Source organism: Chromobacterium indicum (genome assembly GCF_039708975.1).
Classification (GTDB): Bacteria; Pseudomonadota; Gammaproteobacteria; order Burkholderiales; family Chromobacteriaceae; genus Chromobacterium; species Chromobacterium piscinae.
In genome coordinates this window covers 306,052-331,796 of the sequence record NZ_JAYFSJ010000001.1, presented here as the reverse complement: position 1 = coordinate 331,796, position 25,745 = coordinate 306,052, and the positions used below count along the sequence as shown (strand labels likewise).

Below are 25,745 nucleotides of genomic sequence, written 5' to 3'. Positions count from 1 at the left end.
AATTGTCCACAAGCTGACCTGTCCTCAAGAACGCAGCGCAGCCGGACGTAAACTTCTCTTTATCGAGGGATACATGCAACTGACCACCTTTGAAGGGCAAACCGCCGCGGAACTCGGCCGCGCAGCAGCGCCGCAAGCCGACTTCAGCCTGTACAAAACCATCCGACGCAATGGCGCGGTGGTGCCGTTCGAACCCGTCAAGATCTCCATCGCCATGACCAAGGCCTTCCTGGCGGTGATGGGGAATCAAGGCGCCACCTCCGCCAGCATCCGCGACAAGGTGGCCCAGCTGACCGAGCAGGTGGTCAACGCGCTGATGCGCCGCAAGCCGGAAGGCGGCGCCATCCACATCGAAGACATCCAGGACCAGGTTGAGCTGTCGCTGATGCGCTTTGGCGAGCACGATGTGGCCCGCGCCTACGTGCTGTACCGCGAACAACGCTCGCAAGAGCGCGCCGCCCGCGGAGAAGCGCTGACCAGCGTGCAGATCAACGTGCTGCGCAAGGACGGCCGCAAGCTGCCGCTGGACGTGGCCCGCCTGCGCGCCAACATCGAAGCCGCCAGCAAGAACCTGGCCGGCATCGACGTGGACGCCATCCTGGCCGAAACCCTGAAGAACATCTACGACGGCGTGCCGGAAGAAGAAGTGGGCAAGTCCGCCATCCTGGCCGCCCGCTCGATGATCGAACTGGACCCGGCCTACGATTACGTGACCGCGCGCCTGCTGATGGGCAACATCCGCCTGGAAATCCTCGGCGAAGCCGTGAGCCAGGACGAAATGGGCACGCAATACGCGCCCTACTTCGCCGACTACATCAAGAAGGGCATCGCCGCCGAGCTGCTGGACGAAAAGCTGGCCGAATACGACCTGAAAAAGCTGGGCGCGGCGCTGGACGCCGAACGCGACCTGCAATTCGGCTACCTGGGCCTGCAAACCCTGTACGACCGCTACTTCCTGCACGTGGACGGCACCCGCATCGAAATGCCGCAGGCCTTCTACATGCGCGTCGCCATGGGCCTGGCGCTGAACGAAGTGCACCGCGAAGACCGCGCCATCGAGTTCTACAAGGTGCTGTCCAGCTTCGACTTCATGTCGTCCACCCCGACGCTGTTCAACTCCGGCACCCGCCGCAGCCAGCTGTCCAGCTGCTACCTGACCACCATCGCCGATGACCTGGACGGCATCTACGAAGGCATCAAGGAAAACGCGCTGCTGTCCAAGTTCGCCGGCGGCCTGGGCAACGACTGGACCCCGGTGCGCGCCATGGGCTCGCACATCAAGGGCACCAACGGCAAATCGCAAGGCGTGGTTCCGTTCCTGAAAGTGGTGAACGACACCGCCGTGGCGGTGAACCAGGGCGGCAAGCGCAAGGGCGCCGTCTGCGCCTACCTGGAAACCTGGCACGCCGACATCGAGGAATTCCTCGAGCTGCGCAAGAACACCGGCGACGACCGCCGCCGCACCCACGACATGAACACCGCCAACTGGATTCCGGACCTGTTCATGAAGCGCGTGATGGAAGGCGGCGAGTGGAGCCTGTTCTCCCCGTCCGAAACCCCGGACCTGCACGACCTGTACGGCCAGGCTTTCGAAAAGGCCTACAACGCCTACGAAGCCAAGGCCGCGCGCGGCGAGCTGAAGGTGCACAAGCGCATCCCGGCGCTGAGCCTGTGGCGCAAGATGCTGACCATGCTGTTCGAAACCGGCCACCCATGGGTGACCTTCAAGGACCCGTGCAACATCCGCAGCCCGCAGCAGCACATGGGCGTGGTTCACAGCTCCAACCTGTGCACCGAGATCACGCTGAACACCAATGACGACGAAATCGCCGTCTGCAACCTGGGCTCCGTGAACCTGTCCGCGCACCTGAAGGCCGATGGCAGCATGGACGCCGACAAGCTGCAGCGCACCATCCGCACCGCGCTGCGCATGCTGGACAACGTGATCGACATCAACTTCTACCCGGTGAAGAAGGCGCGCAACTCCAACCTGAAGCACCGTCCGGTAGGCATGGGCGTGATGGGCTTCCAGGACTGCCTGCATATCAAGCGCGTGCCGTACGGCTCCAACGCCGCCGTGGAATTCGCCGACGAATCCATGGAAATGGTGGCCTACTTCGCTTACCTCGCCTCCACCGAGCTGGCGGAAGAGCGCGGCCGCTACCCGTCGTACAGCGGCAGCCTGTGGGACCGCGGCGTGCTCCCGCACGACAGCATCAGCCTGCTGGCGGCCGAGCGCGGCGGCTACCTGGAAGTGGACCGCACCGAGCGCATGGACTGGAACAAGCTGCGCGAGCGCATCAAGCAGCACGGCATGCGCAACAGCAACTGCCTGGCCATCGCCCCGACCGCGACCATCGCCAACATCATCGGCGTGTCCGCGTCCATCGAGCCGACATACCAAAACCTGTTCGTGAAGTCCAACCTGTCCGGCGAATTCACCGTCACCAACGAATACCTGGTGCGCGACCTAAAGGCCGCCGGCCTGTGGGACGAAGTGATGGTCGCCGACCTGAAGTACTTCGACGGCAGCCTGGGCCAGATCGACCGCGTGCCGGCCGAACTGAAAGCCATCTACGCCACCGCCTTCGAAGTGGACCCGAAATGGCTGGTGGAAGCGGCTTCCCGCCGCCAGAAGTGGATCGACCAGGCCCAGTCGCTGAACCTGTACATGGCCGGCGCTTCCGGCAAGAAACTGGACGAGCTGTACAAGCACGCCTGGCTGCGCGGCCTGAAGACCACCTACTACCTGCGCACCCTGGCCGCCACCAGCGCCGAGAAGTCCACCGGCCGTGGCGGCGAGCTGAACTCGGTGTCCAACCAGGTGCAGTCCGCGCCAGCAGCCGCGGTGGACAACACCCCGGCCACCGACGCCAAGTTCTGCAGCATCGACAACCCCGATTGCGAGAGCTGCCAGTAAGGCAGATCGAGCAAACGGAGGTTGCCGCGAAGCAACAACCCGGATCGGACCAGCAGCTTATCGCTGGTCCACAGGCCCGAAAGGCCAGCGAGAGCTGCCAGTAAGGCAGGTTTCGTAGGGTGGAACACCCCGCAAGGGGCGTTCCACCGAATGGGCAAAACCTTTCGCGAGGTTCCACCCAACCGGGAGGCGCAAGCCTCCCCATCCTCAAGCCGCTTGGCCTCCAGGCGGTTTCGGGATGCAAGCCCCGGCCCCGCGCGGATAGCGGCGGACTGGAAAAATGCCGTGCCCCGACGCAGAGACGAGACGAAAGCCCCGCAATGAGCCTGGAAGCATTTTTCGAGCAATACCGACAAGGCTATTCGCAGCTGGACGCAGATGCCGTGATGTCGCACTTCACCGTGCCCTTCACCGCCATCCACCACGGCGACCTGGCCTGCTGGCAAGACATGTATTCATTGCGCGCCACCACCTCGGCCCTGCTGGAGTGGTACAGCGCCCAGGGCTTCGCCGGCGCGGCATACCAAGTGGAAAGCCTGCTGCCGATGGGCAACGACGCGGCCAGCGCCACCCTGCTCTGGACTGTGGCGCGCAACGGCCAGCCGCCCTGGCGCTACCGCACCGGCTACCACCTGAAACGGACGGCCGGCCAATGGAAGATTTACGGCGTGGTGCAATACGACACCACGCCGGAACAGCAGACGATGGCCCAGCCGTCGTCACAGCCGCCAGTCGAAGCCGGCTGACGCGAAACGTGCCGGCCGGGTCCGGCTGGCACGGCAACAGGCAGCGCCATGGGAGGGTCAGATGCAGACATTTGAAAACATCGGCATTACCGGATTTTGCGAAGAAAAATCGCATAACCCGGACAAGCAGTTCCTGCTGTTCAACATGTACCTGCACCTGAGCGCCGCGCCGCCCAACGAGTGGAAAGACTTTTTCAGCGAATCCCGCCGCCTGCCCCGCGCCCAGCTGTGGCGCAAGGCCTGGATAGAAGGCGACACCCTGGTGGTGTACTGCCAGCCGGAAGAGCTGCAGCAGGAAATCGAAGAATTGAAGGAAGACCTGTCGGTGGCCAATCAGCAATACCGCCAATTGCAGGCGCTGCGCATCCAGCGCCGGCGGCTGCAGGAGCAAGTGGAGCAGGAAGAGGCCTGTGAACGCAGCCTGATCCGCCAACTGGCCCAGCAACTGCGCTTTTAGCCGCGGGAGACGCCATGAGCACCACCGCCTATTACCTGCTGCGCAAAAGCGTGAGCGGCCGCAGGCCCCTGGTGGCCGACGCCGGCGCCCACACCCTCAGCGTGCAGGCCGCCCCGCCGGACGAAACGCCGTCCGCGCCCGGCAGCATAGAAATCACCCGGCAAAGCCAGCTGCAGCCGGCCCAGGCCATGCAGGCCCAGGCCCCGCAGCCGGAAAAAGCCGTAAAATCCGCATAAGCAACCGCCGCGCCCCGCGCGGCAAAACCAATAATCAGGAGCACCCATGCTGAATTTCGAAGACGCCGTCCCCGCCCCGTCCGCCGCCCCCTCCTCCATGGACGCCCATGGCAACGGCCGCGTAAACGTGGTGGACAAGAAGGTGATCAACGGCACAACCGACGTCAACCAGCTGGTACCGTTCAAGCACAAATGGGCTTGGGAAAAGTACCTGGCGCAGTGCGCCAACCACTGGATGCCGCAGGAAGTGAACATGCAGCGCGACATCGAACAATGGAAAACCGGCCAGCTGACCGAAGACGAGATGCGCGTCGTCAAGCGCAACCTGGGCTTCTTCGTCACCGCCGACTCCCTGGCCGCCAACAACATCGTGCTGGGCACCTACCGCCAGATCACCAGCCCGGAATGCCGCCAGTTCCTGCTGCGCCAGGCCTTTGACGAAGCCATCCACACCCACGCCTACCAGTACATCGTGGAAAGCCTGGGCCTGGACGAAGGCGAAGTGTTCAACGCCTATCACGAAGTGAAGTCCATCCGCGACAAGGACGAATTCCTGATCCCGTTCATCGACGTGCTGTGCAACCCGGAATTCAAAACCGGCACCGTCGAAAACGACCAGAAGCTGCTGAAGTCCCTGATCGTGTTCGCCTGCATCATGGAAGGCCTGTTCTTCTACGTCGGCTTCGTGCAGATCCTGGCCCTGGGCCGCCAGAACAAGATGACCGGCGCCGCCGAGCAGTACCAGTACATCCTGCGCGACGAGTCCATGCACTGCAACTTCGGCATCGACCTGATCAACACCATCAAGCTGGAAAATCCGCTGCTCTGGACCGACAGCTTCAAGGCCGAGATCGTTGAGCTGTTCAAGCAAGCAGTGGAACTGGAATACGCCTACGCCGAAGACACCATGCCGCGCGGCGTGCTGGGTCTGAACGCCAGCATGTTCAAGGAATACCTGCGCTTCATCGCCAACCGCCGCATGCAGCAGATTGGCCTGGACCCGCTGTTCCCGGGCGTGAACAACCCCTTCCCGTGGATGAGCGAGATGATCGACTTGAAGAAGGAGAAGAACTTCTTTGAGACGCGGGTGACGGAATATCAGACTGGCGGGGCGTTGAGCTGGGATTGATCTTAATAAGCCAGCCTTGCTGGCTTATTTATCGTCTCGCAACATGCCATTGACACAACCAAATGCAATAATATTACATTTCGAATAAAGCAAAAGACTATGAATAATCTAATTGCCAAGCTCCATCAATGTGTTTTGAATGGTATGTTAGACCTATCAGTATTTGATGGCGAAGCCAATTTCAGAGAGCAGCTTATTGAATGTGAGGTTCTAGACTTCAAGCAGCAAGCTCCTGAAAGTGACTCTGAGTACGCGAAGACGATTAGAGATCTTATTGCTTTTCACAACTCTTACGGTGGATTCTTAGTATTCGGCGTATGCGAGATCAAAAAAGATAGAGAGTTCGAGGTGGTTGGGGTTCCAGAAAATAGTATAGACATTTCGAAATTAAGAGACATGGCTCATGAATATGCAAATGCCGAATTACGCATAAATCTAAGCTCAGCAACGTGGCATGAAAAAAATATTGAAATTATCTACATTGCCAAACGAACTCCAGGAGCCCCGCCTACAAAATTAAAGAAAAATGGTCCAGATGAAAAACCCAGAAAACCATGCTTTAAAAAAGATGAAGTTGTTTTTCGTCGGATACAATCCAACTCAATAGCAAATCATGCGGATGAGTTTGAATTTCTTTACTCTGACCGGACCCCACCCTCTCTAGACTTAAACAATTTTGGCTTTGATAAAAGAGAGCCTTTAGAGAATAATCTGCCAGACAGGTCATTAATCTGCACCCACTTAATTGGAAGGAGAGATGACCTTTCAAATCTATGGGCCTGGCTCAGTGATGATTTTTCAAGGGTTCGCCTAATAGCTGGGGAGGGCGGCCAAGGGAAGACAAGCTTGGCATATCATTTTGCAATGCAAGTTGCTAGCAATCGGATCAAGCCATTTGAGCGAGTTGTTTGGCTCTCAGCCAAAAAAAGGCAATTCTTAGCATTAAGTGATTCTTATAGAGAAAATCATTACATTGATTTCGATAACGCAAGCACTCTGTTTTCATCAATAGCGTTAGAGCATGGGGCAATTGATGCTGATTTAATAGATCTCTCTTTGCATGAATTACTCCAAACGGCACTTACTTGCTGTAGCACATTTCCTAGCTTCATCATTATTGACGATATAGATTCTTTAACGCCTGATGACCAACAACGCGCACTAGAAATGGGGATGCGGATACCGGGAAAGACAAAAATGCTAATTACAACCCGTGTAAATCTATCTTATTCTCCCGATAATGTCTTAGTACTAAGAGGCTTGGCAGGGCAAGAATTCAAAGAGTACATTAACACGACAAGGAAGAAGTTCGACCTCCCCGCAATAAAGGATTCAAAAATTGATCACCTCTTTGAAGTTACAAGTGGCTCACCCCTATTTACTGAGTCACTGTTAAGACTGGAAAGAAGAGGATTTACCATTGACCAAGCAATTAAACAATGGAGAGGTGAAAAGGGCTTAGAAGTCAGAAAGGCAGCACTGGAAAGAGAAATTAAGCACTTAAGTAGAGAGGCAAAGCGTACCTTATTTGTCATCACCCATTTCAAAAGTGCAAGCATTGTAGAGCTCACTCAGATCGTAGAATACACAGAGCAAACACTCGGAGATGCCATTCAAGAATTAAAAGGACTATTCCTGGTGAGTGCACCCTCAATTGGTCGAGAGGCACGATACACCGTTGATTCCAATATTGGCGCATTAGTAAATGAAATATCAACCTCTTTAGAGATTGATCACTCAGCACTTCTTGATGCGATAAAGCGATCAGGAAGAGATGCCATTGGATTAAGCCTTCAGAAAAGATCTGGAATTGTAGGCCAGGCTATTTCGCAAGCCATTGCTTTTCAACAAAATGGCGATCACCAAGCTGCGCTTATGACAGTAACAGAGGCTGCAAGGAAGATTAAACCTAATGCCGACCTTCTGCTAGCCATTGGTAGGTTTGGCTTAAAAATACCAAGCCCAGACTTAGAAAAAGCAAGCAGATCTTTTCATGAGGCATATGATTTAGGCCAACGCAAACCATTGTTATTTACTCTGTGGTTTGAGACTGAATTGGCTCGTGGAAATTTCGCAAAATCACTAGAGATAGCTGAGAATGCTATTGATAGAGATGCTGATGAAAAATATAGATGGTACGAAAGAAAAGCACAAGTTCATATTGCACTAGCCACAAGATCTGCGACAAGAACTAGTCCAGAAACAGCCATACGCGAAATTCAACTTGCAATAAAATCCCTAACAAATGCAAAAACCAATTGCAGCAACAACATAAAAAAATCCAATATTGACAATTTAATAAAGCAGGCGCAATCCATAAAGATCGAGTTAAGCAACTCAAATATATCAAAACATTAGCAAGGCAACCATACACCCAATAACGTATATTCCGACAACCATGCAGCATTGCGGTTACGTTTAGACTGAGGAGCTCAACGCTTATCACTCACCGCGCACACCAAATATCACTCATTACACGTCGCGGTGGAAGGCCTCTGCGACGCTTCCGCCCTGCTGCATCTGTCGCGTAGGGTGAAAGCCCCAGCCTTATCGGGGCGTTCCGCGAATCATGCAGGCACGGTGGCCAGGTTGAACGTGTGAAGCCCGGCGTTTATCACTCGACAAGATCAAAGGGTGAGCTTGTGGATTCGATAAGCGTAATTGAAAACGAAACTTCGCGGGTCTCGCCCCGCCGGCGAGGTTCTTTCTTTTGCTTCGCCAAAAGAAAGAACCCAAAGAAAAGGCGACCCGGGGCGCTTCGAAACCCCGTTCAAAATGACGCGCCCCAGGCGCTGCCGAACTCGCACCGCGCTAACGTCGCGTCGCTCGAACAGGCGGCAGCTTAAAACCTGGGGCGCATCATTTTGAACGGCTCGCGCCACGAGATATGGGTACGCCGCATATTTCTTAATCTCATTAAAAACTCTAATATATGTAAATATTCCACAATAAAATTATGAAAACGACAACAAATGAATATGCAAAAAATTGGCCTTTGTACTTAACAATCTCAGTTATTGTAATTCTTGCCGCCCCATACGTTCCATTTGTTTTACTGGCTGTTCACACATACTACAAATGGGATTTAATTGCAGAAAATCTTACCTTACTCAAAGCGAAGTTAAAGCAGGCTATACAGCCCATTAATGAAGCACAAAATAGACCAGGAAATATATATCTGCTAATTGTTTTCATAATTGGAATGTGGGCAATTAATGCCTCCAGTAGCGTCGACTACTTCTCAAAACTTATCGTATTCTTCTTTACCACAGTTACGTTTCTTACATTTTTAATATACTGGACACTTAAGTTTGGCACTCTCAAAAACATTGTATCGAGCCATGCGTTCAGCATATTCTTTTTTTCCATCTCTGCTGCAATGGTATGGAATGCAAAATCAGAAGTATCATCCCTACTCAACAGCGCATTTGGAATCGACCCAAGCAATTTCCCCCTTGCCTTATCTGCAGGAATATTCTTAAGATATGCAGGCTACCTATCAATCCCCGTTCTTCTTTATGCGTTTTTCCTTGAAGTTGCCTTGTTCTTATTTATATTTAATTCTGAACCAAGCTCAAAAGAGTGGAAAGCCATAGCATTATTCTTCTTGAAATTTATATCATCCATAGCACTCTTTTCTATTGCATATGCATCATACACAAGCATGGAGAGATTTGGCTTATCAAAAGAGTCAAACGAAATAATTTTAAAAATTGCTTATGACAAAGACTTTTCAAGTCGATTTGACTATTGCGCATTGGAAAACAAACCCAAAGACTCTGGTGCTATTTTCATATCAAGCCTGCAAAGCCGCGCACTAATAATTAGCAGATCTGATTTTAATAAAGCAATACAAAACCATTACCACACAAAATCTCAAGTTTCCGATATTTTAATACCAGGGAGAATAGTTCCCTGTAAATAAGTAGCAACCTGTCCATTCGTACTAGGTTAGTTGCCACCAAGCGGCATATCTATTAGATTGGCCATCGGTGCTCAACACACCTCCGTTAGCGGTGGCCCACGCCCGAAAGCCGTGGTTGTTCAACACGCCCTTGCATTGCATCCCACTCGCACCCTTGCGCTCGCAATGCTTGGTCGGGCAAAGCCGTTTGGAGACATCGCTATGGATGCTCGTCTTATCGTTTCTATCTCCCCTCCCCTTATTCGCTCTCCCCGCCACTTGCCACGCACTTTGTTGCGCCTGCGCGCCGCGTATCGGCTTGCGTTTTTGGCGACGCGGTTTGCGCGTTTTATTGGGGAGGCTCGGCCATGAGCGCTGCTATCGATCAGCAGGTGAATGCGCCGCTGCGGCTGGATTTCGCCAAGGGTTTGGCCATGCGGGTGGTGCGGCGGCCGGAGGGGTTTTGGCTGGTGGCCGCGGAGGTGGCGGCGTCCATGAGGCTGGAGGTGAAGGATTTGCTGAAGGCTTTGGGCGAGCCGCTGGGGCGGCCCTTGCGGCTGGCGGATGAGGCGGAGCCGGTGTTGTGCTTGTCCGAAGGCGAGCTGGACGAGGTGTTCCGCTGCATCAAGAAACCCGGCGCGCGGCGGCTGCGGCGCTGGTGGCTGGAGGAAACCCGCCCGGCCTTGCTGCATGAGGCCGGCACGGCCAGTACGGCGGACACCTTGCATCTGGCGCTGGCCCTCGCCGCGGAGGCGGCGCAGCAGGTCAGCCGCGCGGTGATGGAGGCGGTGCTGCGCGAGCCTGGCACTTGGCAGCATTCGCGCTGGGTGGTGGCGCTGGACTACGCGCCCAATAACAAGCAGCGCTGGCCGCACGGCAGGCTGATCGGCCTAAACAGCAGCGTCTCCACGCTAAGCGGCATGGCAGAGCTGATCGCCCCGCCCGGCAAGATGCCGGCCACCAGCGCAGAGCTGCTCAAGCTGGCCACTGCCTGCCAGCTGCGTTTGTCGGAGCGGATAGACAAGTTCGCCAGCTAAGCGCGCATCTCAATAAGAAACACCGCTTCAGCGTCGCGAAGCGGTGTTTTCATTTTATGCGGGGCGCCAGCGCAAGCATCAGCTATTGGCCTGGTAAGCCTTCAACACTTCCAGGCCACGACTTTCGGCGCGCACCTGGGTCAGGGTTCCAAACGCCTTGCTGCTGTCTATCAGGCTTTGGGTACCGGCCAGCAAATCAAACCGCTCCGCTTGCGGCGCGCCTTGCTGTTCGTTAAATAAGCGGAGATAAACCGCAGGCACAATGCTCTGGAACTCTTCCGAACTCAACTTTCCCGTATTGGCCAAGCCTGACAACACATCATAAGCCTCTCCCGTCGTAATGCTTTTCAGGTTGAGATGCTCAGATGGCGCCGCCACCGCGGGAAAATTACTTTTAGGCTTTGCAGCATCCAGTAGCTGGGAGAAACTGGGTGTAGCCCCGCGTTCAAAAATGGGCCTAGTCACTATCGTTTCTTGCTTTGAAATTGCGGATAACAGCATTTTTCCTCCTTTGCGCATGATGCTCGATAAAGCTTCAGTTAGTACCACAAGCTTGCCACATACTCTTTGGTATGCGCTATTGTACGATCTCCTTTAATTACTCCCATCATAGGCAAGCAGCCGGAAAACTGCTGAAAGCGCCATCCACAGCACGCCCATGGCCGGCAAGAAATACATCGCGGCCATCTGCAAGAAAATGATGAAATACAGCCACTCTCCATCCGTTGCGCGCCAACACCAAACTATGGCAATCACCCAATAAAGCGCTGCCACGATCAAAAACCTTTTCCCTTCACTTATCTTTGTTATCCGTATCTCGCCAAGCCCGTCCTATGGATATTCATCTCTGCCTATCAGTCATGCCCTGCGTCTATGACGCGGAATCGGCAAAAGCTGACGGAACGAACGGCTCAAACCACGTCCTCAGCCAACCGCGCCCGCAACATGGACAGCACCCGCCGCAGCACGGCGATTTCTTCCAGGCCCATGCCCTCGGCCAGCCGGTTGATCCACGGCGCTTGCAGCTGCATCGCGGCGTTGTAAGCCTCCCGCCCCAGATCGGTCAGCACAATCAGCGAGGCGCGGCGATGGTGGGGGTTGTCGGCAAACGCCACCCAGCCTTCTTTCGCCAGATCATTGACGATGCGCTGCACGTTCTGGCGATTGCCGCCCATGTCGCGCGCCAGCCATGCCACCGGCTGCGGGCGCTCAGCCGCGACTATCGTGCCCAGCACCTGCCAGCGGGCGCTGGTGAGGCCCAGCGGCGCCACCAGCCTGTCGCCCTGCGCCAGCAAGCCGTTGTTTACCCTGAACAAATCCAGCACCACATCCGTCAACGCCGCGCCGGCGGCCGTTCTTTCGTTTTGCTGTTGCATTTCCCCCACCTTGCAAACAGACAACAAAATGTCTTTTTGACATCATGATGTCAATGTGAAAACATGAACCATGTTAGCCGATGCCGCGCTTGTTGTCTGCACGCGCGGCCGCGCCGCCGTTTCGTTTCATTCGCAGCAAGGATTCAAGCATGAACAAATCTCTTCTTCACGCCGCCGCCGCCACGGTCGCCGCCATGGCCATTGCCGTTTTCTGGAGCGCCACCGTCGTCTCCGAGCTGTTTCTAAACCATGGCGACATCGCCGCCGTCAAACATGCCATCGCCTGCATCGGCGTGCCGATATTGTTAACAGCCATGGCGTTGACGGGCGCCAGCGGGGCCATGCTGGCCAAGGGGCGCAAAGGCAAACTGGTGGAGAGCAAAAAGAAGCGGATGCCGCTCATCGCCATGAACGGCCTGTTGATCATGATCCCCTGCGCGCTGTTTCTAAACCTGCGCGCGCAAGCCGGCGTTTTCGACTCGGCGTTCTACGCGGTCCAGGCGCTGGAGCTGGCAGTGGGGCTGGCGCAGTTGACGATGATGGGGAAAAACTTCCGCGACGGCCTAAAGCTGGCCGGCAAACTGCGCGCTCGTCCGCAAGCGGCCTGAGTCCCGCAGGCACGACGCAAACCTTGGGAACAAGAAATGGCATGGCTCAGCCAGCACGGCCGGAGCAGGCGGCGGACGAAGCGCGGGCGCCTCTCTTGACCGCCCGCTCGGCGAGACTGGCAAGCGGAGTGCCGCTTCAGTTCTCAGGCGCGGCATTGCTTGCCAAGCCAGGAAAGATGCCTGTCACCAGCAACGCTGGCACAGCGGACTGACAGCATGGCGGAGTGACGCGCTCCGGTGAGCTCATCCCGTTCAGACTCGGCCGTTACGGTCGGCCTGACGCTTGCTTGGCGTTCAGTATTTGCGTGAATACCTGGTCCCAGGAAGGCGCAACCGCATTGTTCGAACTATACGACCAGCCATTCAACCCGCCCGGAGCGACATTTAGCGCCGACAAGGCGTCCCTCAGCTGAGCGGGGCTGACATAGCCGGAACTGCACTCAACCGGCGGCGGCGCCATCGCCACGGTAACCGCAACCTGACGAGCGCTGGTGCTGGCGCCCGCCACCATTGGCCAGTCGTTTAGCAAAACGGCCAAGGTATTTTCCACCGCCTGCGGCGAAGCGAAATCGCTCTGGTTGTATATCTGCACATTCAACCAACTCACCGCCTCGCCGGAAAGTTGCATCATCTTGCTGTACAAGCCATTGGGGTTGGCGCTCACCTCGCCAACGCCCCAGTCGCCTATCAGCAGATAGGGGGTTTGCGGCGCATGCGTCAACAGCGTGCCCAATGGAAGATCCCGGCGCAACGCCAGATTGAGGTTGGCCAGGCGGGTGGCCCAAAAATCGCTTTGCACGCCGCCGCTGTAAGAAGCGAAATTCTCAAGATCAAGATCAATGCCATGGAAACCCTGGCCGTAATCGGTTGGATACGGAGCGCCCGACAGTGAGTACACGGTTATCGGCCCACCCTGCAAAATCTGTCGAATCGCGGACAGAAACGGGGCATAACCTGCCTGACAGATCTCGGTGGACTCAGGGGATAGGAACAGGAACTCCAACGTCTCCGGCAGCACCGCCCCGCCGCCTATCGAGAACAATACTTTCTTGTTGCTGCAGTGCAGACGATCGATCCAGCCATCCGGCTGCCAATCCGCCATCGGGCCATCGACGCAGGCTTGGCCATTGGCAAAGCTGACGAAGGTGGCAATAACCGTATTGAATTCCGAATCGCACAATTGATCGATATCGCTTTTCGGGCTCGCCTTCAGGTATACCGCCTTGATCTCTTGGTCCATGATCTGCTCTTGACGAAATTATCAAAAATGAGCGCGCCACCCTGCCGAATAAGCCGAAAAACCTGCCGCTCGCTTTGAATAACGATCAGGACTGGAATGCGTGAATGCCTGCTGAGTCGGCAAGCGCCAGCTCAACACGCATCAGGATGGGATAAAAAAGCGACGATGCCGTCAGAGCCGCCATTCAAAATAAATGACCTGCGCATCAAGCTTGTACTGGTTAGAGTTATTTCGCGCCTCGCGGGATGCGCCCTTCCTCCTCCATCCAATCAAGCAGAAAACGGCATCGCCCGCATGCTGCTAGAATACAGTGACGCTTGAGCTGTAGATGCCTCTCACTGACTTCCACCAAGAGATGGAGCAAATGATGACCACCTTCACCGCCTCACGCGACATCCCCGCCAGCCGGGAGCAAATATTCGCCGCCATCAGTTCTCCAGAGCGGCTGGCGCGCTGGTGGGGCCCCGCCGGCTTCAGCAACACCTTCGATGTATGCGAATTCCAGACTGGCGGGCGCTGGTCGTTCACCATGCATGGTCCGGATGGCAAAAACTATCCCAATGAAAGCGTGTTCGCCGAGGTGGCGGAACCGGAGAAAGTCGTGGTGGAGCATGTCTCCAGCCCCGCGTTCCGCCTGACGATTGCGCTGGAAACCCGGCTGGGCTCCACCCGGGTGATCTGGTCACAACTATTTGAAGACGCCGGCCAGGCCGAGCGCTTGGCCTCCATCGTCATTCCCGCCAACGAACAAAACCTGAAGCGGCTGGAGGCCGAGGTGTTGCACCCCTGAGCGACTGACCGCAGGCTTTTGAAAGCCTGGCGCGAAGAACCTGTTCAAAGTCTCTGCCGGCAACGGCCATTTGCTGCCGGCCACTGGCTGCCGAAAACCGACTCACAGCCACCGGGGAGCGGGTTAAAACAAGTGGGCGGAGGCTGATCGGACATGACCTCCGGCGTCCGCCCTCCCGTACTCCGGCCAGATATTGCCTGCCCGCACTCGCCATCAGACATGCCGCAGCGCCCATTTCCCGCCCGCCTCCAGCCGCGTCGGGATGACGTGGCGGTCTTGCCCGATCAGCACGCAAAACAAGTCGCGGGCGAATGTCCGGTTGCCAAAGAACCAGGAATGGCTCTGCTCGCCTACAAACGGCGGCGTGCGCGTCTGATCCGTCGCCGCGATGATGCTGCCCGGCGCGGCCAATTGCTGGTAGTAAGCGGTGCAATCCACATTGATCGCCTTTCGCGGCGCGTCCGCCGGCAAACCCTCCCGCCCCACTCTGGGGGCCAGGCCTACGCGCTTCACGTTGGACAGATCCAGCGCCATGTCGTGATGGTTGAAATAGTTGGTGAGCTGCACGCAATGGCGATAGACAGACTCGGCGCCGCCGCTGTTTTGGGACATGGAGGCGGCCGAAACGTCGCCCGCGGCGAAGACCACCTGGCTCACCAGCCAGGCCATGTTCTGGAAGTGGTTGTCGTCCGCGTCGTCAAACGCCTCCCGGATCACCAGCGCGCCGGTTGAATGCCCAAGCACATGGACATTGATCGCGCAATCCGGGCTTTGCTGCGCGGACAGGTAGGCGATGCCGTCCGAAACCAGGCGCAAGGCCGACTGCTTGGCATTGCATCGGTCCGGCAGATAGGCCAGCGCCTTGTTGCCGCTGGGCCAATCGAAAGACACCAGCGCGCCTTTGAATCCCCAATGCTCCAGATCGCCGCGCAGGCGGCGGTGGCGGTCCATGACATCGGCCGCGTCCATATTGTAGCCATGCACCACGAACAACACGTCGCCCCTGGGCTCGTCATCGTTATTGCTCCACATGGCATCCTGTCTGACCCTATCAAACCAGGCAGCCGCGGGAATCGCCTGCGCAGGCGCGGGGCTTTGCCCGTCCGGCACCAGCAGAAATCTCGTCTCTCCCACGCTGGCGGTAAAGGCATCGCCGTCAACCGCCCGCACCGACATGACGTAATCGCTCACTGTCCGCTCCCTCGCGGCGCCTCAGGCTCGCGCCGCAAAATGACAAAAGAATGAACATATTGTCCCAAACCCCTTATCTTCTGTCATCCGCATTCCCCGCCTCTCCGCGTGATTTTACAAAACGCCGACATAAGCAAGCAGCGCCGTCGGCAATGCCATTCAGCGCGGCTTTATGGGTGGTTCATATCAACGCAGCGCCGAAACGATAAACCGGCTGAAAAACCAGCGCCGCATAAGCGCGCATGGTTTTCGTTCTTCAAACTCTTTCAGATTCCCCGCCGACGTTTTAATGCTGCATTGCTGCGTATTAGTACCGATTGAATTTCCGGCGCGGCGAAATTTATAAACAAGATGTCGTGAAAAGAGAATGCCCGGCAAGCTTGGCCATTCATAGAACAACAAGAGGGGTCAAATACAAATGAGTCGCATATCCATTTTTGTCATATGGCGGCATCCTCTTCATTCAGCCTCATCCACACCGCGCCGCCCTGGCCGAATCAGTCCGTAAAAATCAATACTCGCCCGCGCCATGCCCGCCAGGACCACGTCTGGCGCTTCCAACGCAGGCATGCCGCCATCCACGCATCTGGAGGGAAAAGCCAATGAACGAGCCCCTGCCTTTGTTTTTGGATATTTCATCTCATCTCACCGGCTTCAGCGTGACGGAGTTGGAAGCCACCGGCATGTCCGGCGTCTATTGGGACACCGTCCAATACCAGAACGCGCCGACAACACTCGACAGTTTCCTGAACTGCTCCAGGCAAATCCTGAAAGACGGCCGCGGCAATGAAGACGAGATCCACCAGATGATCGCCTCGCAGCTGTTTCCCACCGCCAAGTTCGATGGGCTGGCGCAGAACATCATCAATCTCTGGTACTTCGGCCAATGGCCGCCGGCCAACCAGAACCTCAGCCTGGCCATGCAGCACAACGTCAGCCCCGAGGCCTATGTTCAGGGCCTGGTGTGGAACGCGGCGCAAACCCATCCGCCCGGCGCCAAGCAACCCGGCTTCGGCTCCTGGGCGGAAAAACCGCTCGGCGCCGGTTGAACGGCGCGATCAAGACCACCATCAAGCGAGCACACCATGAGCGATCAACATTTCGATGTCGTCATCGTCGGTACGGGCATTGCCGGAGCCGTGCTGGCCAAGAATCTCACCCGGGCAGGCAAGCGGGTGCTGATGCTGGAGGCCGGGCTGAAAGCCGGACTGGAGCTGGATGCCGAAGCCGCCTTCGCCAATTACCAGTCCTATCTGGACACCTTCCATTACAAAGCCGCCCCGGCCACCAACGGCCCTTATCCCGCGCTGGAGGACGCGCCGGCGCCCAATGTGCTGGACATCACGCTGGACATCCCGGCGGAACAGCCTGGTTATCTGGTGCAAATGGGGCCGCAGGCCTTCGGCAGCGACTGCCTGCGCACGCCAGGCGGCACCACGCTGCACTGGTTGGGCAATGTGCCGCGCATGCTGCCCAACGATTTCCGCATGCGCACCCTGTATGGCCGCGCGGTGGACTGGCCGATCAGCTATGACGACCTCAAGCCCTATTACGAGCTGGCCGAGCTGGAGATAGGCGTGTCCGGCGACGTGGCCGCCCAAGTGGGCCCGGACATGAGCCGCGCCAATTACGGCGAGCGCTATGTGTTCCCGATGCACGCGATCCCGCAGTCCTATCAGGATTTGGCGTGGATCAGGAACGCGGACGGCGCCAAGGTCAGCGTCGACGGGGTGGATTACCAGGTAAGCTTTGTCAGCATGCCGCAGGGCCGCAATTCCAACCCCAATCCTGCATACGGCCAGGGGTCCATCCAGTGGTCGCCGGCGACGCAGCGCTTCGTCATCGAGAAAACCCGCGGCGTGTACCAGGTGGTCGGCTCGACATGGTCCCCCTACACCGGCGAACGCTGCGAGGGCAACGCCAGCTGCGTGCCGCTCTGTCCGGTCCAGGCCAAGTACAACGCGCTGAAAACCTTGAAACAGGCCGACATGAACCGGCTTGTCGTCATCACCCAGGCGGTGGCGTCCAAAGTATTGGTCGACCCCGCCACCAAGCAGGTGACCGGCATCGAGTACAAGCATTACCGCCACCCGGACGTCGGAGACTACGCCACGCATACCGCGCATGGCGCGCTGTACGTGCTGGCGGCCAACGCGCTGGAAAACGCCAAGCTGCTGTTGATGTCCGGCGTCGCCAACTCCAGCGATCAGGTGGGCCGCAACCTGATGGACCACCTGGTCATGCTGACCTGGGGCCTGTTCAAGCACGAGAAGGTCTATCCCTACCGCGGACCAGGCTGTACCACCTACATCCCCACCTTCCGCGACGGCGCCTTCCGCAGCGATTTCGCGGCCTGGATCTCGCCGGTGGACAACTGGGGCTGGTCGTGGCCGACCAACGCGCCGGGCAGCGATGTGAGCCAGGGCATGAAGGAAGGCCTGTTCGGCAAGGAGCTGCGCGCCTATCTGGCGGACCGCGTGCCGCGCCAGGCGCTGCTGCACTTCGAGTGCGAGCAGCTGCCGTCGCCGGACAACCGGATCACGATAGACGCTCGCTTCAAGGACAAGCTGGGCAATCCCAGGCCGGTCATCCACTACAGCGTCTCGGACTACGAGCGCAAAGCCTTCGCCGCCGCCAAGCAGGCGTCCGACCAGATCTTCGCCCAGGCGCAAATCCACGACTTCACCCAATACCAGGCGAACCAGCCGGACTCGGTGCAATGGGAAGGCGTATGGTACGAATTCTGGGGCGCCGGCCACATCGTCGGCACCCACCGCATGGGCAGCGACGCGGCCGCCTCGGTGGTGAAGCCCACACAGCAAACCTGGGACCACGACAATCTATACCTGGTCGGCTGCGGCAACATGCCCACTCTCGGCACCTCCAATCCCACCCTCACCCTGACCGCGCTCGCCTTCATGGCCGCGGAGAACATCATCAGGCAGCTGGACTCGCCGGCCTGCCAAGGAGGAAGCCATGAATAACAGCTACGCGACGCAAACCTCCCGCGGCCGCCTCCGCCAGCGCCTGATCCGGCCGCTGGAGCCGGCGCTGCAAGCGCTGCTGCTCGCGCCCGCGCCGGAAGGCTTCCGCATCGGCGGCACCATCAAAACCATCGAGCAGCTGCGCGAGCATCTGCAAACCGCCATCGAGCTGGAGCATTCCACCATCCCCGTCTACCTGACCACGCTGTACACGCTGGACGAGCGCAAAAACCAGTTCGCCTACCAGGCCATCCAGGGCGTGGCGATGGAAGAGATGCTGCACATGATCCAAGTGTGCAACATCCTGAACGCGGTGGGAGGCAGCCCAGCCATCAACAAGCCGGACTTCATCCCGGAATATCCGACGCCGCTGCCGCACAGCGACGACGCCTTCCTGGTGTCGCTGCAGAAATTCTCGCCCGACGCCATCGACACCTTCCTGAAGATAGAAATGCCCGCCGGCAAGTGCGCGCCTCCGGAAGCCAACCACTACGCCACCATCGGCCAGTTCTACCACGCGATCCGGATCGCGCTGGTGGAGCTGGACGCGCACAACCGGCTGCACGGCGGCCCCGGCATTTTCACCGGCGATCCCGCCCGCCAGGTGCTGCCCGAACATTACTACGGCGGCGGCGGCAAACTGCTGCCGGTGCATGAGTTGCAGGACGCCTTGCTGGGCATAGAAGAAATCGTCGGCCAGGGCGAAGGGGTGGATGGCACCATCATCGACACCGACAGCGTTCTGTTCGGCCAGGACGTGGAATACGCCCATTACTTCCGCTTCAATGAGGTCAAATATGGCCGGCGCTACCGGCCCGACGACAATGCCAAATACCCGCCCACCGGGCCGGCGGTGGAGGTGGACTGGCAAGCGGCGGCGGACATGGCGCCCAACCCCAAGATGGCCGACTATCCGGAGGGTTCGCCGGTATGGAAGCAAACCCGGGAGTTCAATCGCATCTACACCAGCCTGCTCGACCAATTGCACATCGCCTGCAACGGCCAGCCGGCCAGCCTGTCCGGGGCCATCCCCATCATGTACCAACTGAAATACCAGGCCCAGGCGCTGCTGAACCTGCCCAACGGCCGCGGCGGGCGCGCCGGGCCCAGCTTTGAATACATCGCCTAGGCCTTGCCTCGACGGCACGCCGGAATGGGCGCCGCCGGGGCAAGGCTCCAGCGCCTACCAGATCATGGCGGAATGAACTCAGTAGTAACCGCAAGAATGCCGAATCCATCTTTTAGGGCAGGGCCTTCCTGCTCTTCCTGATCTACTGTTGATTGGTCATTGACGCGGGAAACCGGCTCGACGCCGGAGGGCGGCCCCCCTTACCCAGGCCTCGCAGAGCCATTTCTGCCCGGATTTGCCGCCGCTTCCCGCCATAGGCGCAACGCAGCGTTCCGCATCAACGAAATCCACGTCAACCGCAGGCCTTCTGGAGATAACCGTGGCCCCCTTTCCTACACCCGTCACCCAAGTCCGCGTCTACCCCTACATCCCGGATGCGCCCATCATCGTGCCTCCGGTCTTCACCGGCGGAGCCGGCACCTACTCGGTAGGCACGCTGACGACGAACATTTTCTACAATCTCGACCTCACCTCCGGAGAAGCCGAAAACGGCGGCCCCCACGCGGGCAACAAGTATTACGCCGTGTGCAAAGACGCCTCCGGCAAGGAATTCACCACGCCGTGGATGACCTGCCTGAAGGCCGGCCCGCAGCCCCAGTTCGGACGCACCACCCATCTGGGCCATCCCGTGCATCAGACCGGAACCGACGCCGGTTCCGACGCGGCGGTCGCCAGTCCCGACATCGCCTATCAGATCCACCTGTCCAATGTCTCGGTGAATGCCTACGTGCCGCCGACCGAACCGCTGGAGATCCCGCTGATCGAAGGCGGCAAGGGCATCGCCACGTTCGCCGGCCTGCTGCCGGGAGGCTCGTGGTCGGTCAGCGTCGCCGGCGGCGAACGCGTGAATCCGCTGCACCCAGGCATGACCGCCACCATCAGCGGCACCAACGTCGCCACCGGCAAGCCGTTCCACATCCCGGCCGTCTTCATCACCAAGGAAGCCGGCGACCCGGCGATCTTCGTGCAGCTGCGCCATCCGCGCGAAAGCTGATCTCGGTCTCCCCGGCCGTTCAAGCCTGAAACCGGCGGCCGCATCCGTCACAAGATGCGGCCGCCGGTTTTATCCAAATCTGCTTTTCAGCCGCAGTTTTCAGCCCGTCCCCCGCCTCGCTACCCGACGCTGACGAAAATCCCCCCGCGCCGGAGCAACTTGCGCTACGCTACGCGCCTTGTGCCGAAACGCGCGCCGTCGCCGCGCGGGCCGCAACCGTATTCAGAAGCAGCGCATGCGTATCCAGGAATTTCATCAAGCCCTCGCCGGCATCGGCGCCCGCCCCTGCCATATCGGCCGCATCAACCGCGCCTGGCTCAAGGGGCAGCCCTTGGACGCCGGCACCCGCCATCAGAAAAGCGAAGACTACTTCCCGCTGTCCGTGCGCGACGGCCTGCCTCCCATCGCCTCCCAGATGGAGGCATTGGCCCGCATCCACTCGCGACACACTGCGGACGATGGCTCTCTGCGGCTGCTGGTGGAGTTGAGCGATGGCCAGATGGTGGAGAGCGTGCTGCTGCCCCGCGATGGCTTGTGCGTGTCCAGCCAGGTGGGTTGCGCGGTGGGCTGCACCTTCTGCATGACCGGAAGAAGCGGCCTGCTCCGCCAGCTGGGCAGCGCGGAGATCGCCGCGCAGGTGGCGCTGGCGCGGCGCATCCGTCCGGTGAAGAAAGTGGTGTTCATGGGCATGGGCGAGCCGGCCCACAATATGGAAAACGTGCTGGAAGCCATTCAATGGCTGGGCACCGACGGCAATATCGGCCACAAGAACCTGGTGTTTTCCACCGTGGGCGATCCGCGCGTGTTCGAACGCCTGCCCCAGTTGCAGGTGAAGCCGGCGTTGGCGCTGTCGTTGCACACCACCCGCGCCGATCTGCGCGAACAGCTGCTGCCGCGCGCGCCGCGCATCGCACCGGCCGAACTGGTGGAGCTGGGCGAGGCCTATGCCCGCAGCTCGGGCTATCCCATCCAATACCAGTGGACGCTGCTGGCCGGCGTCAACGACAGCCAGGAAGAGATGGGCGCCGCCTCGCGCCTGCTCAAGGGCAAGTACGGTGTGCTCAATATCATTCCCTACAACAGCGTGGAGGGCGACGATTACCAGCGCCCCAGCGACGAACGCATCGCCCAGTTCAAACGCTATCTGCACGACAACGGCGTGTTGACCAAGGTGCGCGACTCGGCCGGCCAGGACGTGGACGGCGGCTGCGGCCAACTGCGCGCGCGGGCCACCGGCGTCATCGATACCGGCCGGCTGCGAAAACGCCGCGGCCAATGAAAAACGCCTGCGCCCGGAATGCCAATCCGGACACAGGCGCTGTTGCGGCAAATCCATCCCTTCCGGGGCTGATTACCTGAGCGGCGAAGCTGCCGACGGCGCGGCCTGCGGCTTGCTCACGCTGATGCGCAGATTCTTCACCTTGCCCGGCACATCTTTCAGATCTCCGCTCACCACGCGGTACTGGATCCCGCCCGCGGCCGCCGCGCCCAGGCTGGCCGAACGCGCGGTCTGCGCCTGGGCAGACAGCGGCTCCACCGGACCCGCCGTGATGGTGTAGGCGGTGGAATCCACCGCGCTGAACACGCCGGTGAACTGCTGCTTGAACTTGCGCTTGGAAATCGAGCCGATGTAGTACTCGATGGTGCTGCGCGTGTACTGGTTCACCGCCCACGGCCAATCCCATTTCGACGTCGCCGGGTTCAGGTATTGCGAAAGCAAATCCTGCGCGCCGTTCAGGCCGTCCTTGCCGCCGAACTTGCTCAAATAGAACGGACGGTTGGACGGATGGCCGTTCAGCGCGTTGTCGCTGTAGCGCAGGAAGTTGTACAGCTCCGCCTCGTAAGTCAGGAACATCTTGGAGGTATAGGGAATGTTGGCTTTCTGCTCGAACAGCGTCAGCGTGATCAGCCGCTTGCTCTTGGGCGGCAGCACCGCCCGGTATTCGGCGGTTTGCGAAGTGGTGCTGCTGGTGCCGTTGGTGGTGGTCCAGTCCGCCCCGGAAGCGATCTCCACAGCCACCGAGGTCTCGGCCCCGCCGATCAGCGGCAAGCCGCCCGTCCACTTGTTGGTCATCGTCACCTTGCCACTGACGCTGATCTTGTCCGCTTTGGACCAACTGACCGTGGAGTCGTACTTGATATTGGCCACGCCGGTGTCGGATTGGTCGCTGTGATTTTCCAACACCACCGTCACCACTTTCAGCGGTTTCTTGTTGTACAGCTCCGGCGAGCCCAGCTTCATGTCGTCCGGCTCCATCATCCATTGGATGTTGGAAAAAGCCATGCGAAAACGCTTGTCGGCCCAATACCCGCCCGGCCCTTTCGGATCGTACTTGGCGTTCATCATGTAGCGGTATTTATTGTCCGGCATCGACAGATTGTCCAGCATGGTGTCGATGCGCCGGTATTCAAACTCCTTGCCCACGGCGGTATTGCCGTTGGTATTTCCGCCTACCCAGCCATAGCCGAGATAATGCGCCAATGACGCCCATGGTTTGAAAAATGCGTCCGACGTCACGATTTTCTGGATGGTGGACTCATTGTCCGGTGACATCTCCGTATACACCACGTCGCTGAATTGTGGCACGGTATCCGCCGCCCATGCCTGCTGTTGGCAAGCGATAAGCAATATTGAAGCGGGAAGCGTGGCTTTTATCAATTTCATGTTTTATTTCCTGCGTAAGAAATGAATCAATGCAAGCGCCGGCCATCCTATCTGCCACGGGAATACTCCGGCCTTTACACCACTGCCATGCAGAGCAAATACTTTACTTTGCATGAAGAATCCTAATTAGCGCCGGATATCCATCGCAATATTTCTTAACGCCGTATTTGTAAACATTTACCAGTTTTTATTTACATATTGCAAAAAAGAAAAATACTAAGTAAAAATGCTTATGTCCTGGCGCTAGCTGTGGCGGGTTTAAAAACACTGAAAATCAATAATCATCTAGTCACGCCTCGATGCATTGCGCCGCACAAAATCCATCCTTTAGAACAGGTGCCGCATTCGCCACATAATTGTCAGGCCAGACAACGCCATCTCTGACAGCGGAAATGGATGCAGGCCTTGGCCGAGGCCATTCGCAGCACGCGAATGTCGTCCAACGACGGCGGGCATTGTCGGGAGGACTGGATGCAAGCGAGAGACAGCTCCCGCGCGGATGGGGTGAGAGTGTGCTTAGGGATACAAGCGCCAAGCTACGCTGGCTAGGGAGGAAGCTACATGGCAGATGGCAAGCTGGCGCGCTTCGCCGCCACGCCAAGCGGAGGCAGACGCCAGTCCGTTCCGGTTGTAATCGGACTGGCTACGCCGTCACAGGGAAGGAGTATGGATATCGTCCGGATTCAACAGCCGGTGCTTCACCCCCAGCTGCATCAGGGAAAGCAGGTATTCCTTGGTGAATACCAGCGAACCTTCCCATTCCGATCCTTTCTCGCCGACGATCATCGGGCTGGTGACCAGCACCTGATCGCCCTGAATCACATCCAGAGCATAATCATCGTCCGCTATTTTCTTGACAAGTCTGCTTGGATTCATCACTGTTGCTCCTGGTGGGATTTTCCTGCATCGTTCAGTACTGAATCAAACTGCCGTGCAGCATGAAAAAAATCTTACGACGCCAAGATATCCCATGATGCGCCGGCAAATAAGTACAGATTTCTGTAGTCTTTCTTCTTCCTGTCCCAAAAGCCGAGCAACAGCGAAAATTTGCGCGCCAAAACGAATAAAGCCGGCTTTCGCCGGCTTCCTTGCGCCCACTCCCTCAAATCGAGCCGACCGCGACTTGGGCGGTCTTCTCTTTCTCCAGATACACGCTGTACAGGAAGATCACGATGAAGCTGGCCAAGGGAACCGCATACGCCAGCGGCGTGCCGTAATGGTCGGACACATAGCCCATCAAATAAGGATAAACGGCCCCGCCGCTCACCGACATCGCCAGGATGGAGCTCGCTCGCTTGGTCTGGCGCTCCAGACCCTTGATCGCCAGCGAGAAAATGGTGGGAAACATGATGGACATGAAGAAGAACATCAAGGTCAACGCGCCCACCGCGATGGCCCCGCCCATGGTCACCACAACCAGCGACAGCAGAATGTCGGCAAAGGCGAACAGCATCAGCAAGCGGCCGGCGGACAAGCGGCCGATGGCGAAAGTGCCGACGAAGCGCCCCGCCATAAACAGCATCATCGCCAGCGACAACAGCCAGGCCGCTGACTGCGCGTTCAGCCGCATGCCGCTCTCCATCGCGTAATTGATGAAGAAGGCCCCGATCCCCACCTGCGCCGCCACGTAAAGAAACTGCGCCAACACCCCGAACACGAAACGCCCGTTGCGGATCAGCGGCCGGCCCTCCTCCCGGTCGACGGCCTCATACCGTCCCACATCCGGCATCGGCGTTCTGGCGATGGCCAGCGCCAGCAGCGCCACGAATGCGGCGATCCACACGTAGACTTGCATCACCATGTCGTGCTGCGCGCCAGAAGGCGCGCTATTGCCCAGCTTGAAGAAGAAGGCCCCGCCGATCAGCGGCCCCACCACCGTGCCCAGCCCGCAAAAAGCCTGGGCCATGTTCAGCCGCCGCTCGGAGCGGTTCTCGTCGCCCAGCAGAGAAATATAGGGATTGGCGGTGGTTTCCAGGAAGCCCGACCCGCAAGCCAGCACGAACAGTGACAGCACGAAGGCCAGGAAGCTGGCGTTCAGCAGCGACGGGATGAACAACAGCGCGCCGACGGCGAAGAAGCACAAGCCGGCGATCAATCCGCGCTTGTAGCCGAAACGCTCGTTGAACAAGGCCGCCGGGATGGCGATCACGAAATAGGCCAGGAAGTAAGCGGTCTGCAGCCAGCCGGAATCCGCCTTGGACAACTGCATCGCCTGCTGGAAATGCTTGTTCAACACATCCAGCAAGCCGTAGGACATGCCCCACAGGAAGAAGGTGCAGGTCACCAGGATGATGGTTTTCTTCAACAGCGCGTCATCACGATTCATCATTTGCTTTCTT

General features: G+C 58.2%; 24 protein-coding genes. 15 read left to right on the top strand and 9 right to left on the bottom strand.

The features are described from left to right. Positions 1–73 precede the first annotated feature (73 nt). The 8 genes from VA599_RS01640 to VA599_RS01605 all read left to right on the top strand — a co-directional run bounded on the left by VA599_RS01640 (position 74) and on the right by VA599_RS01605 (position 10,429). Entirely contained in the window at positions 74–2,920 is a 2,847-nt protein-coding gene (locus VA599_RS01640; RefSeq protein ID WP_346787451.1) for a ribonucleoside-diphosphate reductase subunit alpha, read from the top strand. Between the two features lie 320 nt (positions 2,921–3,240). Beyond that, positions 3,241–3,666 carry a DUF6841 family protein gene (locus tag VA599_RS01635; RefSeq protein ID WP_346787450.1) on the top strand — a complete coding sequence of 142 codons (426 nt, stop codon included), beginning with the start codon at positions 3,241–3,243 and terminating at the stop codon, positions 3,664–3,666. 61 nt (positions 3,667–3,727) lie between these two features. Beyond that, entirely contained in the window at positions 3,728–4,123 is a 396-nt protein-coding gene (locus VA599_RS01630) for a hypothetical protein (protein WP_021476704.1), read from the top strand. A gap of 14 nt (positions 4,124–4,137) precedes the next feature. Beyond that, the gene (locus VA599_RS01625; RefSeq protein ID WP_021476703.1) at positions 4,138–4,359 is read left to right on the top strand and encodes a hypothetical protein; all 222 of its coding nucleotides are present in this window, start codon (positions 4,138–4,140) and stop codon (positions 4,357–4,359) included. Positions 4,360–4,405: 46 nt separating this feature from the next. Then, on the top strand, positions 4,406–5,488 hold the full coding sequence (locus VA599_RS01620) for a ribonucleotide-diphosphate reductase subunit beta (protein WP_021476702.1): 1,083 nt from the start codon (positions 4,406–4,408) through the stop codon (positions 5,486–5,488). Positions 5,489–5,587: 99 nt separating this feature from the next. Continuing rightward, positions 5,588–7,846 (top strand): RNA-binding domain-containing protein, encoded by a 2,259-nt coding sequence (locus VA599_RS01615; RefSeq protein WP_346787449.1) that lies wholly within the window; start codon positions 5,588–5,590, stop codon positions 7,844–7,846. 598 nt (positions 7,847–8,444) lie between these two features. Then, positions 8,445–9,413 (top strand): hypothetical protein, encoded by a 969-nt coding sequence (locus VA599_RS01610; RefSeq protein ID WP_346787448.1) that lies wholly within the window; start codon positions 8,445–8,447, stop codon positions 9,411–9,413. 347 nt (positions 9,414–9,760) lie between these two features. Next, on the top strand, positions 9,761–10,429 hold the full coding sequence (locus VA599_RS01605; protein WP_346787447.1) for a BRO-N domain-containing protein: 669 nt from the start codon (positions 9,761–9,763) through the stop codon (positions 10,427–10,429). 78 nt (positions 10,430–10,507) lie between these two features. On the opposite strand, the gene VA599_RS01600 is transcribed toward VA599_RS01605, so the two are convergent. The 3 genes from VA599_RS01600 to VA599_RS01590 form a co-directional block, all read right to left on the bottom strand. Next, positions 10,508–10,930 carry a hypothetical protein gene (locus tag VA599_RS01600; RefSeq protein ID WP_346787446.1) on the bottom strand — a complete coding sequence of 141 codons (423 nt, stop codon included), beginning with the start codon at positions 10,928–10,930 and terminating at the stop codon, positions 10,508–10,510. A 93-nt stretch (positions 10,931–11,023) separates the two neighbouring features. Continuing rightward, positions 11,024–11,209 (bottom strand): hypothetical protein, encoded by a 186-nt coding sequence (locus VA599_RS01595; RefSeq protein WP_346787445.1) that lies wholly within the window; start codon positions 11,207–11,209, stop codon positions 11,024–11,026. Between the two features lie 131 nt (positions 11,210–11,340). After that, entirely contained in the window at positions 11,341–11,805 is a 465-nt protein-coding gene (locus VA599_RS01590) for a MarR family winged helix-turn-helix transcriptional regulator (protein WP_346787444.1), read from the bottom strand. An 80-nt stretch (positions 11,806–11,885) separates the two neighbouring features. Here VA599_RS01590 and VA599_RS01585 point away from each other — a divergent pair, with 80 nt between their 5' ends. After that, on the top strand, positions 11,886–12,413 hold the full coding sequence (locus VA599_RS01585; protein WP_346787443.1) for a hypothetical protein: 528 nt from the start codon (positions 11,886–11,888) through the stop codon (positions 12,411–12,413). Positions 12,414–12,678: 265 nt separating this feature from the next. Here the strand turns inward: VA599_RS01585 and VA599_RS01580 are convergent, their stop codons facing one another. Next, positions 12,679–13,653 (bottom strand): glycoside hydrolase family 18 protein, encoded by a 975-nt coding sequence (locus VA599_RS01580; RefSeq protein ID WP_346787442.1) that lies wholly within the window; start codon positions 13,651–13,653, stop codon positions 12,679–12,681. 328 nt (positions 13,654–13,981) lie between these two features. On the opposite strand from VA599_RS01580, the gene VA599_RS01575 reads away from it, so the two are divergent. Beyond that, positions 13,982–14,443, top strand: a complete 462-nt coding sequence (locus VA599_RS01575; protein ID WP_199776155.1) for an SRPBCC domain-containing protein — start codon at positions 13,982–13,984, stop codon at positions 14,441–14,443. 213 nt (positions 14,444–14,656) lie between these two features. Here VA599_RS01575 and VA599_RS01570 read toward each other — a convergent pair whose 3' ends face one another. Continuing rightward, complete coding sequence (locus VA599_RS01570) at positions 14,657–15,634, bottom strand: alpha/beta hydrolase (RefSeq protein ID WP_346787441.1); 978 nt, start codon at positions 15,632–15,634, stop codon at positions 14,657–14,659. Between the two features lie 602 nt (positions 15,635–16,236). Here VA599_RS01570 and VA599_RS01565 point away from each other — a divergent pair. The 5 genes from VA599_RS01565 to VA599_RS01545 all read left to right on the top strand — a co-directional run bounded on the left by VA599_RS01565 (position 16,237) and on the right by VA599_RS01545 (position 22,020). Beyond that, entirely contained in the window at positions 16,237–16,683 is a 447-nt protein-coding gene (locus tag VA599_RS01565) for a hypothetical protein (RefSeq protein ID WP_021478446.1), read from the top strand. A gap of 36 nt (positions 16,684–16,719) precedes the next feature. Further along, the gene (locus tag VA599_RS01560; protein ID WP_346787440.1) at positions 16,720–18,618 is read left to right on the top strand and encodes a GMC family oxidoreductase; all 1,899 of its coding nucleotides are present in this window, start codon (positions 16,720–16,722) and stop codon (positions 18,616–18,618) included. Continuing rightward, positions 18,611–19,747, top strand: coding sequence for a ferritin-like domain-containing protein (locus tag VA599_RS01555; protein WP_346787439.1), 1,137 nt, complete (start codon positions 18,611–18,613; stop codon positions 19,745–19,747). The genes VA599_RS01560 and VA599_RS01555 overlap by 8 nt, the downstream gene beginning before the upstream one ends. Before the next feature lie 319 nt (positions 19,748–20,066). Then, positions 20,067–20,741: a hypothetical protein gene (locus tag VA599_RS01550; protein ID WP_104947117.1), complete on the top strand. Its 675-nt coding sequence runs from the start codon at positions 20,067–20,069 to the stop codon at positions 20,739–20,741. A 235-nt stretch (positions 20,742–20,976) separates the two neighbouring features. Continuing rightward, positions 20,977–22,020, top strand: coding sequence for an RNA methyltransferase (locus tag VA599_RS01545; RefSeq protein ID WP_346787438.1), 1,044 nt, complete (start codon positions 20,977–20,979; stop codon positions 22,018–22,020). Between the two features lie 72 nt (positions 22,021–22,092). Here VA599_RS01545 and VA599_RS01540 read toward each other — a convergent pair whose 3' ends face one another. The 4 genes from VA599_RS01540 to VA599_RS01525 all read right to left on the bottom strand — a co-directional run bounded on the left by VA599_RS01540 (position 22,093) and on the right by VA599_RS01525 (position 25,735). After that, on the bottom strand, positions 22,093–23,295 hold the full coding sequence (locus tag VA599_RS01540; RefSeq protein ID WP_346787437.1) for an aerolysin family beta-barrel pore-forming toxin: 1,203 nt from the start codon (positions 23,293–23,295) through the stop codon (positions 22,093–22,095). Beyond that, positions 23,279–23,464, bottom strand: a complete 186-nt coding sequence (locus VA599_RS01535; protein WP_346787436.1) for a hypothetical protein — start codon at positions 23,462–23,464, stop codon at positions 23,279–23,281. The genes VA599_RS01540 and VA599_RS01535 overlap by 17 nt, the downstream gene beginning before the upstream one ends. 593 nt (positions 23,465–24,057) lie before the next feature. Beyond that, entirely contained in the window at positions 24,058–24,282 is a 225-nt protein-coding gene (locus tag VA599_RS01530; protein WP_021478452.1) for a hypothetical protein, read from the bottom strand. Between the two features lie 226 nt (positions 24,283–24,508). Next, positions 24,509–25,735, bottom strand: a complete 1,227-nt coding sequence (locus VA599_RS01525; RefSeq protein ID WP_021478453.1) for a sugar MFS transporter — start codon at positions 25,733–25,735, stop codon at positions 24,509–24,511. Positions 25,736–25,745 lie beyond the last annotated feature (10 nt).